14 protein-coding genes are annotated in these 14,314 nt (G+C 62.0%); 6 read left to right on the forward strand and 8 right to left on the reverse strand.

From position 1 onward, the window contains the following. Positions 1 to 29 precede the first annotated feature (29 nt). On the reverse strand, positions 30 to 722 hold the full coding sequence (locus tag PYR71_RS11000; protein ID WP_275619361.1) for a MerR family transcriptional regulator: 693 nt from the start codon (positions 720 to 722) through the stop codon (positions 30 to 32). 433 nt (positions 723 to 1,155) lie between these two features. Between PYR71_RS11000 and PYR71_RS11005 the strand changes: the two genes are divergently transcribed. Continuing rightward, positions 1,156 to 1,908: a pyridoxine 5'-phosphate synthase gene (locus PYR71_RS11005; protein ID WP_275619362.1), complete on the forward strand. Its 753-nt coding sequence runs from the start codon at positions 1,156 to 1,158 to the stop codon at positions 1,906 to 1,908. Between the two features lie 233 nt (positions 1,909 to 2,141). Here PYR71_RS11005 and PYR71_RS11010 read toward each other — a convergent pair whose 3' ends face one another. Then, positions 2,142 to 3,050, reverse strand: a complete 909-nt coding sequence (locus tag PYR71_RS11010; protein WP_275619363.1) for an SDR family oxidoreductase — start codon at positions 3,048 to 3,050, stop codon at positions 2,142 to 2,144. A 123-nt stretch (positions 3,051 to 3,173) separates the two neighbouring features. Here PYR71_RS11010 and PYR71_RS11015 point away from each other — a divergent pair, with 123 nt between their 5' ends. Further along, positions 3,174 to 3,590, forward strand: coding sequence for a winged helix-turn-helix transcriptional regulator (locus PYR71_RS11015; RefSeq protein WP_183912829.1), 417 nt, complete (start codon positions 3,174 to 3,176; stop codon positions 3,588 to 3,590). A gap of 17 nt (positions 3,591 to 3,607) precedes the next feature. Here the strand turns inward: PYR71_RS11015 and PYR71_RS11020 are convergent, their stop codons facing one another. The 5 genes from PYR71_RS11020 to PYR71_RS11040 all read right to left on the reverse strand — a co-directional run bounded on the left by PYR71_RS11020 (position 3,608) and on the right by PYR71_RS11040 (position 7,848). After that, positions 3,608 to 3,787 (reverse strand): DUF6429 family protein, encoded by a 180-nt coding sequence (locus PYR71_RS11020; protein ID WP_246723830.1) that lies wholly within the window; start codon positions 3,785 to 3,787, stop codon positions 3,608 to 3,610. Between the two features lie 157 nt (positions 3,788 to 3,944). Next, on the reverse strand, positions 3,945 to 5,153 hold the full coding sequence (locus tag PYR71_RS11025) for an MFS transporter (RefSeq protein ID WP_275619364.1): 1,209 nt from the start codon (positions 5,151 to 5,153) through the stop codon (positions 3,945 to 3,947). 151 nt (positions 5,154 to 5,304) lie between these two features. After that, complete coding sequence (locus PYR71_RS11030; protein ID WP_275619365.1) at positions 5,305 to 5,922, reverse strand: TetR/AcrR family transcriptional regulator; 618 nt, start codon at positions 5,920 to 5,922, stop codon at positions 5,305 to 5,307. A 61-nt stretch (positions 5,923 to 5,983) separates the two neighbouring features. Further along, a complete protein-coding gene (locus tag PYR71_RS11035; protein WP_275619366.1) occupies positions 5,984 to 6,901 on the reverse strand; it encodes a bifunctional helix-turn-helix transcriptional regulator/GNAT family N-acetyltransferase in 918 nt (305 codons plus the stop codon). Positions 6,902 to 7,128: 227 nt separating this feature from the next. After that, positions 7,129 to 7,848, reverse strand: a complete 720-nt coding sequence (locus PYR71_RS11040) for an aspartate/glutamate racemase family protein (RefSeq protein WP_275619600.1) — start codon at positions 7,846 to 7,848, stop codon at positions 7,129 to 7,131. A 154-nt stretch (positions 7,849 to 8,002) separates the two neighbouring features. Here PYR71_RS11040 and PYR71_RS11045 point away from each other — a divergent pair, with 154 nt between their 5' ends. From PYR71_RS11045 to PYR71_RS11060, 4 genes are all read left to right on the forward strand, one after another. Then, positions 8,003 to 8,467, forward strand: a complete 465-nt coding sequence (locus PYR71_RS11045; RefSeq protein WP_097579000.1) for an Lrp/AsnC family transcriptional regulator — start codon at positions 8,003 to 8,005, stop codon at positions 8,465 to 8,467. Between the two features lie 175 nt (positions 8,468 to 8,642). Further along, positions 8,643 to 9,149, forward strand: coding sequence for a BA14K family protein (locus PYR71_RS11050; protein ID WP_275619367.1), 507 nt, complete (start codon positions 8,643 to 8,645; stop codon positions 9,147 to 9,149). A 353-nt stretch (positions 9,150 to 9,502) separates the two neighbouring features. Beyond that, positions 9,503 to 10,768: an NAD(P)/FAD-dependent oxidoreductase gene (locus PYR71_RS11055; protein WP_275619368.1), complete on the forward strand. Its 1,266-nt coding sequence runs from the start codon at positions 9,503 to 9,505 to the stop codon at positions 10,766 to 10,768. A 340-nt stretch (positions 10,769 to 11,108) separates the two neighbouring features. Next, positions 11,109 to 13,061, forward strand: coding sequence for an elongation factor G (locus PYR71_RS11060; protein ID WP_275619369.1), 1,953 nt, complete (start codon positions 11,109 to 11,111; stop codon positions 13,059 to 13,061). Between the two features lie 68 nt (positions 13,062 to 13,129). On the opposite strand, the gene PYR71_RS11065 is transcribed toward PYR71_RS11060, so the two are convergent. Then, positions 13,130 to 14,176 carry an NAD(P)-dependent alcohol dehydrogenase gene (locus PYR71_RS11065; protein ID WP_275619370.1) on the reverse strand — a complete coding sequence of 349 codons (1,047 nt, stop codon included), beginning with the start codon at positions 14,174 to 14,176 and terminating at the stop codon, positions 13,130 to 13,132. Positions 14,177 to 14,314: the final 138 nt, after the last annotated feature.

Consider the following 14,314-nt stretch of genomic DNA (forward strand, 5'->3'; position numbering starts at 1 on the left):
GACGGTGGCGGCCATCGGGTTCGAGTCTATCAGGCTTGCACGATGCCGAGCAGGATTGCCTTGGCGATTGCTTGAAAGCGGTTGTTGGCGCGGAATTTCAGGATGATTGCGGCTTCGAGATCCCTCGTCTCGTCGTGTTTCAGGTCGAGTGCCCGGGCGATGCGCTGGGTGGAATAGCCTTCCGCCATTAATTCCAGGCAGCGCTTTTCCTGCGGGGTCAGGCTGGAACTGTCCTGATTGTCGTTGAGCGGCTGCGTCTCGATGCTGCCGTCGTAATCAAGGAGGTCGCCGACCTGCTGGAGTTGGCGGTGCAGCGTCGACATCTCCGCCGTCAGCTCGCGCCGACGCACCTGCAAGGCCTCGCGGAACATTGCCTCGGCCCTTTCCTGCGAATCGGCTTTGCGAAGCTCGTCCATCAATTCCTGGATCACGGCAATCGGCATGCCCGTCTCGCGGCAGACGGTGATGACGGCCATGCGCATCACTTCGTCCTGGCCGTAGACCCGCATCAGGCCGATGCGGTTGGCCGAAATCAATCCCTTCTCTTCATAGAAATGCAGCGTCCTGTGCGTAACGCCGAAAGCGTTGGCCATATCGGCAATGGGCACTGGACCTTCCGGTAGATCCGGCGGCAGCGCGGCCGAAGGCAGGAACCGGTATTTCGACCGGGCCTCCGAAGCGAAACCGGCGGCAGCAAACAGGCGTTTGGAACCGTCTGGCATGAACCCTCCTAGGGCATCTTGTTGCACCTCACGCGGATTTGCCAGTTGCTTCCCGGGCGCGGCGAGTGGGGTTTCCTCTAGGCGGTCTTATTCGTGGGGAAAGAAGCAGTACGCGGCGTACGATTACGCGATACAATGTCCACGTTATGCGTGAACGATTGTTTTTATAAGTGCTAAAAATAATCTCTTTTAAATGGGATAGCAACGTGACGGCGTGATTTCGTGTGTGCTGCCGCAAAACATGTGTTGCGCCGCCGCATCAGCCAGTCGCCTTGAAAGGCGACGGTAAATACTCTTCCCGGTCAATGCTTGTTGGAAATGCTGGGCTTTCATCAGCGACCGGCATCGCATCTATCTGCGAATCTCGTTGGCCATCGCCAGGCACTTGGCTTAAAAGCGGACCTTCCGTTTCCGTGACCGATGGATGCCAGCCATGCCCGCCAAGCTCTCCGTGAACCTCAATGCCATCGCCATGCTGCGCAACCGGCGCGACCTGCCCTGGCCGAGCGTCGAAGCGCTCGGGCGAATCGCCCTTGCCGCAGGCGCCAGCGGCCTGACCGTGCATCCGCGTCCCGACCAGCGCCACATCCGCTTTTCCGACCTGCCCGTGATCCGCAATCTTATCGACGACGAATTCCCGCAGGCTGAGTTCAACATCGAGGGCTATCCCACCGAGGAATTCCTCGAACTCTGCGCCGGCGCCGCACCCGAGCAGGTGACGCTGGTGCCCGATGATCCCGCGCAGGCAACCTCCGACCACGGCTGGGATTTCCGCAAGCACCACGGGTTCCTGACCGATGTCGTCGCGCGGTTAAAGAAGATGGGATATCGCGTCTCGCTCTTTGCCGACGGCGATGGGAATGCGGACGCGGTAAAGCTGGCGAAAGAAACAGGCGCCGACCGGATCGAACTTTATACTGGTCCCTATGGCGGCTGCTATGACGCGCCGGAACGGACAACGCCGATCCTCGAAGCGCTCGGGAAGACGGCGGATGCCGCGCTCGCCATCGGTCTTGCCGTCAACGCCGGGCACGATCTGACGGTCGCGAACCTGCCGGCATTGGTTAAGCGGATTCCCGACCTTGCCGAAGTCTCGATCGGCCACGGGCTGACCGCCGATGCGCTAGAGTATGGGATGGCCGAGACGGTGCGGCGGTTTTGCCGGGCTTGCGGACAGGTGGTTTAAGGAAGGGTTGGTTCCTTCGAAGCCCGTCATCGCCTTTGCGATGCGCGCTTCAATGGGAGGTGAAGAAAAGTCTTTTCCGCCCAAGGACTTGGGCGCGCTGGATTCCTGTGACAAGCACAGGAATCCAGCCACGGCGCGTCTGCGCCGTGAGTGACTCACACACCTGATGAGATTTTCAGCGCCTGAAATTTGAGCTCGTTCATCCCTGCGCAGCGCAGGGAGGTACGAAAAGCTCAATGACCTCCGGCATTGTCCGAAGCAGTCAAAGCGGCCTTATACGCCACGAAGAAATCCTTCAGCGATTGCAGCTGTTTGCCCGCCAGCCTGGTGAAATCCTCGGTGACGATGTCGAAGTTGCCGGCGCGGATGTTGGCGTCGGCGGAGACCAGCATGTCGGCGACGAAGCCAGGGAGGCCGGCGCCGCGCATGCCTTGGCCGAGCTGTTCGTCATTGACGTCGACTACTTCGAGCGGCTTGCCTGATGCTTCGGAGACGATGACCGCAATCTCGCGGTTATTCAGCGACTCCGCGCCGGTCAGCGTGTAGGTGGCGCTTTCGGAGGTGCCGGCGGCAAGGGCTGCGGCGATCGCCAGCGCGCAGTCGTCGCGCGAGATGGTCGCGACCTTGCCGTCGCCGGTGGCGCTGTACCATTTGCCGCCCTGCAGGTTGTGCGGCATGCTGTGCAGGTAATTGTCGTGGTACCAGGCGTTGCGGATGATCGTGTAGGCGATGCCGCTTGCCTTAATAGCGTTTTCAGTGCCGAGATGGTCAGGCGCGAAGGTGACGAGCGAATTGTCGGGCGCCGGCATCGAGGTGTAGGCGATGTGCTTGACACCCGCCTTGGCGGCGGCGGCGACGGCGGCCTTGTGCTGGGCGAGGCGCTTGCCGGGGGTGTCGAGCGCATCGGTGCTGATAATCAGCAGGCGGTCGATGCCGGTGAAGGCCTGTTCCAAGCTGGCGGCATCATCGAAATCGGCCTTGCGGGTGGCGACACCCTTGCTGGCGAGCCCGGCGAGCTTTTCCGGGCTGCGTGTCGCCGCGACGATCTGGCCGGGGGCGACCTTGTAGGTTTCGATGAGGTGATGGATGACGCGCTGGCCGAGCTGTCCGGCGGCGCCGGTGACCAGGATGGTTTCGCTCATGGGTCGTTCCCTTTGCATTGTGCGAGGTGGTCTCAAAAAGAGACTAACACTAGAATAGGAATTGACTTCGCGGTGTAAAGAAGGCAGTTTTTCGGCTGTAAGTTACCAGAAGGGAACCAGCAGATGAGCGGCGCAGTCCTCAGTCTGAAGAACAGGATGCCGGGGGGGCGGCGAGAGATCGATCTTGCCGGCCTCGATTTTTCCAATTGCCCGGTCCGGGACATGATGCAGCAGATCGGCGGCAAGTGGTCGACGCTGCTGCTGGAGGTGCTGGCGGCCGAGCCCCGCCGCTTCGGCGAGCTCAGGCGGATGCTTCCCGATATCTCGCAGCGCATGCTGACGCAGACGCTGCGCGACCTGCAGAGGGACGGTTATATCGCTCGGGAGGTCTTCCCGACCAAGCCGCCGAGCGTCGAATATTCGATGACCGATCTCGGCCGTTCGCTCTACCAGCCGCTGTCGCAGCTGTTGAACTGGGCGGAGGCGAACCACGATGCGGTCCGCGCCGCCCGCTCGCGATTCGATTCAGCCGAAAGCTAGAGTGGCGAGAGCCTCTGTCACTTCGCGCGCGTAAACAGCGCGCGAAACAGTTCCTCCGACCGCTGCAACCCTTCGTCGCTCAGAACGACCGACTTGGACTTGCCTCGCGGATTGGCAATCAGTCCCTTCTTGTACAGGCGATCCATGACATCCCAGTCGAAGCCTTTCCAGGCGCGATCGCCGTCATGGAGCGTCAGCTAGAGCAAAGCGAGAACGGCGTCGTCGATCTTTTCTTCATCGATTTCCATAACGAATGCCTCCCTCCAAGAATGAGAAAACCCTGTCGTCCTCTGACTTTAACTCACGTATGATCCTGAGATCGACTCCGATTTCCGGGATTGTGCGTCGGTAGGCTTACCTCCCGCGCCCTTCCGTCAAAAATAGCAGGAAGGCGAGCGCCGGGAAGGCGAAGCCGATCCAGGCTGTCATCGACCAGCCGCCGGTCGCATAGGCCCAGCCGCCGAGTGCCGAGCCGATCGCGCCGCCGGTAAAGAAGGTGGCCATGAAGAGGCCATTCAGCCGGCTGCGATGTTCCGGGTTCAGCCCATAGATGGCGCGCTGGCCACAGACGAGATTGGTCGTCACGCCGAAATCGAGCATGATCGCCGCGACCGTCAACAGGATCAGCGCGGTGAGCGAGCCGTCGGCTGCGAGATGGCTGATCAGGAAGGAGGCCATGGCGAGGAGCATGGCGATCGTCGAGGCGATCCTCGTCATGCCGCGATCGGCGAGCCGGCCGGCGATCGGTGAAGCGACGGCGCCGGCCGCACCTGCAAGCGCGAAGAGGGCGATGCCGTTCTGCGTCAGGCCGAAGGCGGGACTTGCGAGCAACAGGGGCGTCGTCGTCCAGAACAGGCTGAAGGCGCCGAACATGCCGGCCTGGTAGAGGGCGCGGCGCTGCAGCACGCGCGAGGTCAGCGCCAGATGCGCCATGGAGGCAAGCAGTTCGCCATAGCCGACCTTCGTCTTCGGCACGCGGACGGGCAGGTTGGCACGCAGTACGACGGCGAGCACGATCATCAACGCCGCGGTGACGTAATAGACCGTGTGCCAGGAGGCTGCCTCGGCGAGAAAGCTCGCGAAGGGGCGGGCGAGCATGATGCCGCAGAGCAGGCCGCTCATGATGTTGCCGACCACCTGGCCGCGCGTCGCATCCGGCGCCATGTTGGCGGCGAAGGGCACGAGCACCTGGACGGCGACCGAGGCAAGGCCGATCGACAGCGAGGCGGTGAGGAACATGGCGGGTGTTGTCGACAGCGCAGCACCGATCAAGGCGAGTGCGGAGACGGCGACCAACGCCAGCACCAACCGGCGGTTTTCAGTGAGGTCGCCGAGCGGCACGATCAGCAGCAGGCCGAGGCCGTAGCCGATCTGCGTCAGCGTAACGATCAGCCCTGTTGCGGCCGGCGTGAAGCCGAGATCGGCGCTGATCGGGCCAGCAAGCGGCTGGCCGTAATAGAGATTGGCGGCCACCAGCCCGCAGGCGGAGGCGAAAAGAAAGGTGAGCCAGGGGGGTAGCGCGCGTGGAATGGCATTATCCGGCGTAGTGGCTGAAATGCTCATCAAAAACTCCGGTATGATTGAAAGGACTAGTTGTAAAATCGTCTTGCCGCCGGCCCGCTTCCTGCCGCGGCGCGAGGGCGAGCACTCCCGGAGTGCCGAGCACTCCTGGGAATGCTGGGAACTCCTGGAGTGCCGAGCACCCTCCGGGGTGTCATGTCACCAGTTTCATCGCGGCTTCGGCGGCGGCCGCCATTTCTTCGCCGCTGCGGCCCGTCTTGCCGATGACGCGCATGCCCTTGGTGAGGCAGAGCAGCGCCAGCGATGTGGCAGAGACATCGACATCCGAAGAAATCGAGCCGTCGGATTGGCCGAGACGGATCAGGTCGGCCAAAAACGCCTCGTCGGTGATGAAGGCGGTGGCGACGCGTTCGGCCGCCTCCTCGTCGAAGAGGGCGAGGTCACCGGCGCTGCCGACGACGAGGCAGCCCTGCCTGCCGATTTCACCATGGGACGAGCCGGCAAAGAAGGTGATCAGTGCATGGAGCTTGTCGCGGCCGCGCTCGGCGTCGGCGAGCCTGGCGTCGAGCAGGCCGCGGCGCACGGCGCGGTAACGGTCGAATGCCGCGAGGAAGATGCCGCGCTTATCGCCGAACGCCTTGTAGACGCTGCCGGCGGCGAGCCCCATGGCTTCGGTGAGCTCGCTGATCGAGGCGGCGTGGTAGCCGCGCTCGGAAAAGACGCGCAGGGCGGCATCGAGTGCAGCCTCCGCGTCGAATTCCCGCGGGCGGCCGCGGCTTCGGGTCTTCTCGTGAAGGGTCGTTGCGTTCATGTCTCCCTAATTAGGGAATGATCGTTTCCAAATCAAGCGAAACTTTTGCGACGCAGAAGATTCAGAGGGTGAGAACCCAGGTTTGACCGTTTGTCTCGGGGCCGAACATGCGATGTCTCTCCTCGGAGACAAGCCGGAATCCGGCCTTGATATAGATGGCGCGGGCGGTCTCCAGCATGTCGTTGGTCCAGAGCGAAAGCTCGCGGTAACCCTTCTGGCGGCAAAAGCGGATGCATTCGTCGACCAGCAGCTTGCCGAGCCCGAGACCGCGGGCCGCCTTGTCGACATAGAGCAGCCGCAGCTTGGCAACGCCGTCGCCGCCATTGGCGACGAGGACGGAGCCGACATTGACGCCGCCACGTTCGGCGATCCAGCAATATTCTTTCTCGGGATCGAAATTGGCGAGGAATTTTCCGGCGACTTCGGCGACCAGCGCCTCGAAACGCAGGTCCCAGCCATATTCTTCGGCATAGAATCGCCCCTGGCTCTGCACGATCCAGCCGATATCGCCGGCGCGGTGGGCGCGGATGACGGCGGGGGCGGGTTTAGCCGCGGGGTCGAGCAGGGTGCGGATCGTGTCCATGGCGGAGACGACCGCCTGCGGCTCGCCGGTCGCAAGATTGTCGAAACGGGCGGCGATCTGCGCATTGGCGCGCCGGCCGAGTTCCTCGAATTGTGTATATCCCCGCTCGGTGACCGTGATGATCTGGCTGCGCAGATCGGCCGGATCGGGGCTGGTTTCGATCAGTCCCTCAGCGCGGAAGCGCTTGAGGATGCGGCTGAGATAGGCCGGATCGAGATGCAGGTCGCGGACAAGCGCGGTGGCGCTGATGCCGTCATGCGAACCGATCTCGAAGAGAATGCGGGCGCCCGTCAGCGTGTAGGGCGAGTCGAGATAGGCCTTGTTCAGCAGGCCAAGGAAATTCGTATAGAAGCGGTTGAAATCGCGGGCGGTTTCGATGAGGGCGGTATCGGGCATGGTGATCTCCGGAAGAAGACCTCATGCTGATGGCAAGTTGGCCACTCACCCTTCCGTCATGCTCTTGTCCCGAGCATCTGCCTCCGGTCGATAGGGCAACAGATTCTCGGCACAAGGCCGAGGATGACGTCGAGTAAGAAGATCAGGCTCGCGAACCAACCAAGGTCTGCGGATAGAACATCTTTGTCATGCATTTAGTTGACCTAGTCAACTAAATTAAAGCTGCCTCACGCAGCCTCTTCCGCCTCCGCGTCCTCCGTGCCAAGGGCGAAATCGACTGCAGCCTTTGCGTGGATCGCGGTGGTGTCGAAGCCCGGCAGCGGCAGGCGATTGGGGTCGAGGATCAGGCAGATCTCGGTGCAGCCGAGGATGATGCTATCGGCGCCGTGCTCCACGGCGCGGTCAATGATGTCGAGCAGCTTGTCGCGCGAGCTGTCGCGCACCTGGCCGGCGCAGAGTTCGTTGAAGATGATGTCGTGCACGGTGGCGCGGTCGGCAGCGTCTGGCACCATGATATCGAGGCCAAGGCTTTTCATGCGGTCGGTATAGAAGCCGTGCTCCATCGTGTAGCGGGTTGCAAGCAGCAGCGGCCGCTTGTGGCCAGCGGCACGCAGCGATTTCGCCGTTTCGTCGATGATGTGGATCAGCGGCACGGAGAGTTTTGCGGCGACCTTATCGGCGATCAGATGCATGGTGTTGGTGCAGATCAAAATGCAGCCGGCGCCGGCAGCCTGCAGGCGCTCGGCCACCTCGCCGAGACGGCGGGACGCTCCAGCCCAGTCGCCGGCCTTCTGAAGCGCGACGATCTCCTCGAAATTGACTGAATGCAGAATGAGTTCTGCCGAGGCGAGGCCGCCGCGGCGCGCGCGCACCATCTCGTTGATCAGACGGTAATAAACCGCCGAACTTTCGAAACTCATGCCGCCTATCAGGCCGATCGTTTCCATCTCTCCGTGCTCCCATGCTTCGAGTTTCGAAAATGATGCCTCAATGGTCGCGCGGCGCGTTTGCATTGTTTGTCCTTTATGAGGAAGGGGTGCTATTATTTTGCATCGATTGGCCAAATGACGCAAATTGAGAGCGCAGGGGTTCATTTCACACATGCTTGATGATCGTGACAGACGCATTCTCGATATGCTGCAGAAGAATGCCGGCATATCCGTAACCGATCTTGCCGAGCGCGTGGCGCTGTCGGTGTCGGCCTGCTCGCGGCGCATTCAGCGGCTGGAAGAAAGCGGCCATATCGCCCGGCGCATCATCGTGCTTGACCGCGAACGCATGGGCGTGCCGACGACGGTCTTCGCCCTCGTCAAGACGGCCCACCATTCCGACGAGTGGACGGAAGCCTTCCGCCGGATCATCAGCGACATCCCCGAGATCGTCGAGGCGCACCGGCTGACCGGAAACCACGATTACATCCTGAAGATCGTGCTGCCGCGCGTCGAGCATTACGACGTGATTTATAAGCAGATCGTGCGCAAGCTGGAACTCTTCGACGTTTCAGCGTCGATCTCGATGGAAGAATTGAAACATGGAATGGCGATACCCGTGGGCTACGCGCGGTGAGCCATCGCTCCGAGAAGCTGCACTAGCATGGGCGATAGCGATATCAGTCGTAATTTGCCATCGATCGCGATTAATTTCGTTTCTTTGTGGAACGGTTTTCGACATATTGCGTTCACCTTTGGTTCAGGATGAGGGGAGGATATTTCCTCCAGTTGGAGGACAGAGGAGAACAGTCATGAGAAAGCTAACCGTCGCCGCGTTATGCTTGATCATAGGTGCCCCTGGGATCACGCCGGCTCAGGCGTTTCCCGCTATCAACCCACCCAAGATCGAGGCGCAGCAGCAACAGATAGAGCAGGTACGGTGGCGTGGCAGAGGCGGGCATCATCGGCGGGATAATTGGGGCTGGGCCTTGGGTGGTCTAGCCGTCGGCACCATCATTGGCAGCGCATTGTCCCAGCCCTATTACGGCTCGCCCTACCGGTATTACGACCCACCCTACCGGTATTACGACCCGCCCTACCGCTACTATGGCTCGCCTTACCGCTACTATGGCCCGCCCTACCGCTACTATGGACGGTATTATGCCCCGCCCTACCGGAACTATGCTTCTACCGTCTATTATGGGCGGGGCGGCAGCCATGTGAGCTGGTGCTACGCGCGTTATCGTTCGTACAGGGCTTTCGATAACACGTTCCAGCCCTATTATGGACCCCGTCGCCAGTGCATCAGTCCTTATTGATTGGCGCTTGCGCAGCGGCGCTCGGAACTGCGTGCAAGCCGACCAATGTCGGCTTGCAGAGATGAGGCCGGCCGGACAGCGATCACTACACGTGACTTCCGCTCGGCCAGCTTTGCTGGCGGGGATTGCAGGAATATGTAATCTCGGATTTACGGCGCGGCGCAGATGCGCTCCTCGTGCATTAAATTTTTAATTTTCGACATGCGGTGCTCGCCCGAAAATCGCTGCGTATTTCGCGCGAAACGCCTCCGTCGACTGCGGTCGGCGCAGGGGAGCCATTTCGAAACGGTGGTTGCAACCTTTGCGGCGAGGACCAAATTGACTTTCAGCAAGATGGCGCAAAGGGGCAAGGCATGAGCGATCACCATGTCGTCGTTGTCGGCGGCGGTTTCGGCGGGCTGCAACTCGTCAACGGATTAAAGGGCGCTGGTGCGAAGATCACGCTGGTTGATCGGCGCAATCATCATCTCTTCCAGCCGCTGCTCTATCAGGTGGCGACGACCATTCTCTCCACTTCGGAGATCGCCTGGCCGATCCGCCGCCTCTATGCCGACCGGCCCGACGTGACAGTGCTGCTCGGCGAGGTCACCGGTGTCGATAGCGGCGCCAAGACGGTGTCATTACGCAACGGCATGACCCTCGGTTATGACACGCTGGTGTTGGCGACCGGGGCAACACATGCCTATTTCGGCCGTGACGAATGGGAGCCGGTGGCACCGGGCCTGAAGACGCTGGAAGATGCAACGACGATCCGCCGCCGCGTGCTGCTCGCTTTCGAGAAGGCGGAGATGGAGGCCGATCCCGCCGTGCGCGACGCGCTTCTGACCTTCACCATTGTCGGCGCCGGGCCGACCGGGGTCGAGCTCGCCGGCATCATCGCCGAGCTCGCGCATTTCACGCTGCCGAAGGAATTCCGCAATATCGATACGCGCAAGACCCGTGTGGTGCTCGTCGAGGCTGGCCCGCGGGTGCTGCCCATCTTCGCCGAAGAGCTCTCGGCCTATGCGCAAAAGGCGCTGGAGAAACTGGGGGTCGAGGTGCTTCTTGGCAAGCCGGTCACCGAGTGCAGCGCCGACGGTGTCCGAATCGGCGAGACTTTCACGCCCAGCCGCACGATTGTCTGGGCGGCGGGCGTCACCGCCTCACCGGCGGCGCGGTGGCTCGATATTCCAGCCGACCGTGCAGGGCGCGCCATCGTCGAGAAGGATCTGAGCGCGCCGGGCCTGCCTGATGTCTTCATTATCGGTGATACGGCCTCTGTCATGCGGGAGGATGGCAAGCCCGTGCCCGGCATAGCGCCCGCCGCCAAGCAACAGGGCGGCTACGTGGCAAAAGTCATCCGCGCCCGCCTGTCCGGCAAACCGGCGCCTGCGCCTTTCAGATATTGGCATCAGGGGAGCCTGGCAACGATCGGCCAGAGTGCGGCAATCATCGATTTCGGCCGGATCAAGCTCAAGGGCTGGATCGCCTGGTGGATCTGGGGCATCGCCCATATCTACTTCCTGATCGGCACCCGCTCGCGCTTTGCTGTCGCCTGGAACTGGCTGTGGATCTATCTGAGCGGCCAGCACAGCGCCCGACTCATTACGCAGCGGGAGACGATGCGGGAGGAGGGGTAGGCATTCCGCGCCGTCTCTCCGGCCTCATCCTGAGGTGCCCCGAAGGGGCCTCAAAGGACGAGGCCGGCCGCCGCCGCTTCATCTGGCGATATCGCTTGCCGCCCAGCCACCCGCCCTCGTGGTTCGAGGCGGCCCTACGGGCCTCCTCACCATGAGGGCTGATCGTTGTGCCCGGCGCACACGCCCAACCTTGACACATCTCCCCAAACGCCCGTAGCATCCCACCCGCGTCTTCCCATCAGTGGGCGCCGCATCCAGCCGTATCAACGGATAGAGGTTCCAATGCGCCGAGTCACTTCTCACGAAAATCACATCCGAATTTCTGAGAAGTTGGTGGTTCATGCGCACTATGAATCTGGGCATCCTCGCCCATGTGGATGCTGGCAAGACTAGCCTTACCGAAAGACTGCTTTTTAACAGCGGCGTCATCGACAAGCTCGGCAGCGTCGATAGCGGCGATGCACAGACGGATACGCTCGAACTCGAACGGCATCGCGGCATCACGATCCGGGCCGCGGTGGTGTCGTTTGCGATCGGCGGCAGGACCGTCAATCTGATCGATACGCCCGGCCATCCGGATTTCATCGCCGAGGTGGAACGGGTGCTGGGATTGCTGGATGCGGCGGTGGTCGTAGTTTCGGCGGTCGAAGGCGTGCAGGCGCAGACGCGCGTGCTGGTGCGGGCGCTGCGGCGGCTCGGCGTTCCCTTCGTCTTTTTTATCAACAAGGTCGATCGCCTCGGCGCCCGGTATGGGGAGGTGATGGAGGCGCTTGCCTCGCAGCTCGCGGTGCGCCCCATCCCCATGTCTTCGGTCATCGATGCCGGCAGCAAGCTTACCCGGGTGGAAGCCCTGGACCCGGGAAACGAGCCACTTTTTTCGGCACTCTGCGAGGCGCTCGGGGAAAACGACGAAGTGTTGCTCGATGATTATGTGCTCGCCCCTGAGCGCCTGACGGAGGAAAGGCTCGGCAACGCTCTGGCCGATCAGGTGGCGCGCGGCCTGGTGCATCCCGTCTTCGCGGGGGCGGCCATGACCGGCGCCGGCGTGCCGGCGCTAGCTTCGGCCATCACGGCGATCTTGCCCGAGCGGCGCCCCAACCCGTATGGGCCGGTCGCCGGCAAGATCTTCAAGATCGAGCGCGGCTGGGGCGGCGAGAAGCTGAGCTATGTGTATCTGACGGCGGGCACGGTGCGGCTTCGGCAATATCTCGATCTGCCGAAGGGCCCGGAAAGGGTGACCGCAATCCAGCTCTTTCAGGCCGGGCGCAGTCATGGCGCCGAGAGCTTTATCGCCGGACAGATCGCGCGCGTCAGCGGGCTTGCCGGCGCCCGGATCGGCGATGCCGTGGGCGGCGATCGGGGCCCGACCGGAAGGGCCCACTTCGTGCCGCCGACGCTCGAAACCCGCGTCCTTGCCCGACGGCCTTCGGACAGGGCAGCACTGTGGCTGGCGTTAAGCCAGATGGCCGAACAGGATCCCCTGATCAACCTGCACCGGAACGAAGATGCCGACGAGGTCTTCGTCTCGCTCTACGGCGAGGTGCAGAAGGAGGTTATCCAATCGACCCTGCTGGCGGATTTCGGCCTCGATGCCAGCTTCGAGGTAAGCACGGCCATCCTGGCCGAGACGCCGGCGGCAACAGGAAGCGGCCTGCAGATCCTCTTCAAGGAGCCCAATCCGTTTCTTGCGACTGTCGGCCTGCGGGTCGAGCCGCGTCCCGCCGGCGCAGGCAACAGCTTCGCGCTCGAAGTGGATGTCGGCCAGATGCCGGTCGCCTTTTATCGGGCGGTCGAGGAGGCCGTGTTCGAGACGCTGAAAGGCATTTTCGGTTGGCAGGTCATCGATTGCCATGTGGCGATGACGGCAGCGCGCCACAGCTCACCGGCAAGCACTGCCGCCGACTTCCGGCAGCTGACGCCCTGGGTGCTGGCAACGGCGCTCTCGGCCGCGCAAACCGTGCTCTGCGAACCGGTAGACCGCTTTCATCTGGAAACGCCGGCCGAGAGTCTGGGCGGCGTGCTGACCCTGCTTGCGAAATCCGCCGCTACGACGACGGATTCGGTGATTGCCGATGGCATGGCGCATTTGGAAGGCACTCTGGTGTCAGCGATGGTCCAGCGTGTCCAGCAGCAATTGCCGGGGCTGACGAGCGGGGCAGGGACGATGGAGACGGCTTTCGATCACCATGCCGCGATATCAGGGCCGCCGCGCCTGCGTCCACGGTCGGGGCCTGATCCGTTCAACCCTGTGGAATATTTGTTGCGGTTGCAGTCCAAGAGAGCCTCATGCTGAGGTGCGCAGAGGAAGCTTGAATGTGCCGCCAATAAAAAAGCGGCTCCCGAAGGAGCCGCTCTTGTTCCTCAAGCCGCCAGTGAGGCGATGTCGATGACGAAGCGGTAGCGGACGTCGCTTTTCAGGACGCGTTCATAAGCTTCGTTGACCTGATCGATGTTGATCTTCTCGATTTCGGAGACGATGTTATGTTTGCCGCAGAAATCGAGCATTTCCTGAGTTTCCTTGATCGAGCCGATCATCGAGCCGGAGATGCTCTTGCGGCCGGGGATGATCGAGAAGGCATGCACCGGGATTGGATTTTCCGGCGCGCCGACGACCACGAAAGAACCATCCACCTTGAGAAGGCCGAGATAGGCGTTCCAATCGATTTCGGCGCTGACGGTGCAGATGATCAGGTCGAACGTGCCGGCGAGCTTCGTGAATGTCTCGGGATCGTTGGTGGCGTAATATTCCTTGGCGCCGAGCTTCAGCCCGTCTTCCTTCTTGGAAAGGCTCTGGGAGAGAACGGTGATATCGGCGCCCATGGCCGAACCGAGCTTGACGCCCATGTGGCCGAGGCCGCCCATGCCGACGATCGCGACCTTCTTGCCGGGGCCGGCATTCCAGTGGCGCAGCGGCGAATAGAGCGTGATGCCGGCGCAGAGCAACGGCGCGGAAGCATCGAGCGGAAGGTTGTCAGGAATGGACATGACGTAGCCTTCCCTAACGACAATCGAGTCAGAATAGCCGCCCTGCGTCCGCGTCTTGCCGTCGGCTTCGAAGTCGTTGTAGGTGCCGCAGAGACCCGGCATATACTGCTCGCGGTCGAGGTCGCGCTCGGCGCAGCCGATGCAGGAATCGACGAAGCAGCCGACGCCGACGCGGTCGCCGACCTTGAACTTGGTCACGGCGGAGCCGACTGCCGAGACGATGCCGGCGATCTCATGGCCCGGCACGATCGGGTAGACGGCGTTCTTCCACTCGTTGCGCACGGTGTGGATGTCCGAATGGCAGATGCCGGCAAACTTGATGTCGATCACGACGTCGTCGGCGTTCGGCTCGCGGCGTTCGAAGGTGAAAGGGGTCAGCGGCTTGGAAGCATCAGTCGCGGCGTAGCCTCTTGCAATAGGCATGGGAACCATCCTTTTTCGATTTTTGAGGTGGGGTTGAGCGGGATGGCGCACTATTGCTCCGAACGCGGCCAGGGAGGTAGAGTGATCCTCCAAGCTTCTTGCACGATCCTGCAAAAATGAGCCGATGGCCTGTTTTCG

The sequence above is a fragment of the Rhizobium mulingense genome, assembly GCF_029194105.1.
Lineage (GTDB): Bacteria > Pseudomonadota > Alphaproteobacteria > Rhizobiales > Rhizobiaceae > Rhizobium > Rhizobium mulingense.

Coding starts and splice junctions, on each gene's coding strand:
- PYR71_RS11000 (WP_275619361.1), bottom strand. CDS start 722: ATGCCAGACGGTTCCAAACGCCTGTTTGCTGCCGCCGGTTTCGCTTCG.
- PYR71_RS11005 (WP_275619362.1), top strand. CDS start 1,156: ATGCCCGCCAAGCTCTCCGTGAACCTCAATGCCATCGCCATGCTGCGC.
- PYR71_RS11010 (WP_275619363.1), bottom strand. CDS start 3,050: ATGAGCGAAACCATCCTGGTCACCGGCGCCGCCGGACAGCTCGGCCAG.
- PYR71_RS11015 (WP_183912829.1), top strand. CDS start 3,174: ATGAGCGGCGCAGTCCTCAGTCTGAAGAACAGGATGCCGGGGGGGCGG.
- PYR71_RS11025 (WP_275619364.1), bottom strand. CDS start 5,153: ATGAGCATTTCAGCCACTACGCCGGATAATGCCATTCCACGCGCGCTA.
- PYR71_RS11030 (WP_275619365.1), bottom strand. CDS start 5,922: ATGAACGCAACGACCCTTCACGAGAAGACCCGAAGCCGCGGCCGCCCG.
- PYR71_RS11035 (WP_275619366.1), bottom strand. CDS start 6,901: ATGCCCGATACCGCCCTCATCGAAACCGCCCGCGATTTCAACCGCTTC.
- PYR71_RS11040 (WP_275619600.1), bottom strand. CDS start 7,848: ATGGAAACGATCGGCCTGATAGGCGGCATGAGTTTCGAAAGTTCGGCG.
- PYR71_RS11045 (WP_097579000.1), top strand. CDS start 8,003: ATGCTTGATGATCGTGACAGACGCATTCTCGATATGCTGCAGAAGAAT.
- PYR71_RS11050 (WP_275619367.1), top strand. CDS start 8,643: ATGAGAAAGCTAACCGTCGCCGCGTTATGCTTGATCATAGGTGCCCCT.
- PYR71_RS11055 (WP_275619368.1), top strand. CDS start 9,503: ATGAGCGATCACCATGTCGTCGTTGTCGGCGGCGGTTTCGGCGGGCTG.
- PYR71_RS11060 (WP_275619369.1), top strand. CDS start 11,109: ATGCGCACTATGAATCTGGGCATCCTCGCCCATGTGGATGCTGGCAAG.
- PYR71_RS11065 (WP_275619370.1), bottom strand. CDS start 14,176: ATGCCTATTGCAAGAGGCTACGCCGCGACTGATGCTTCCAAGCCGCTG.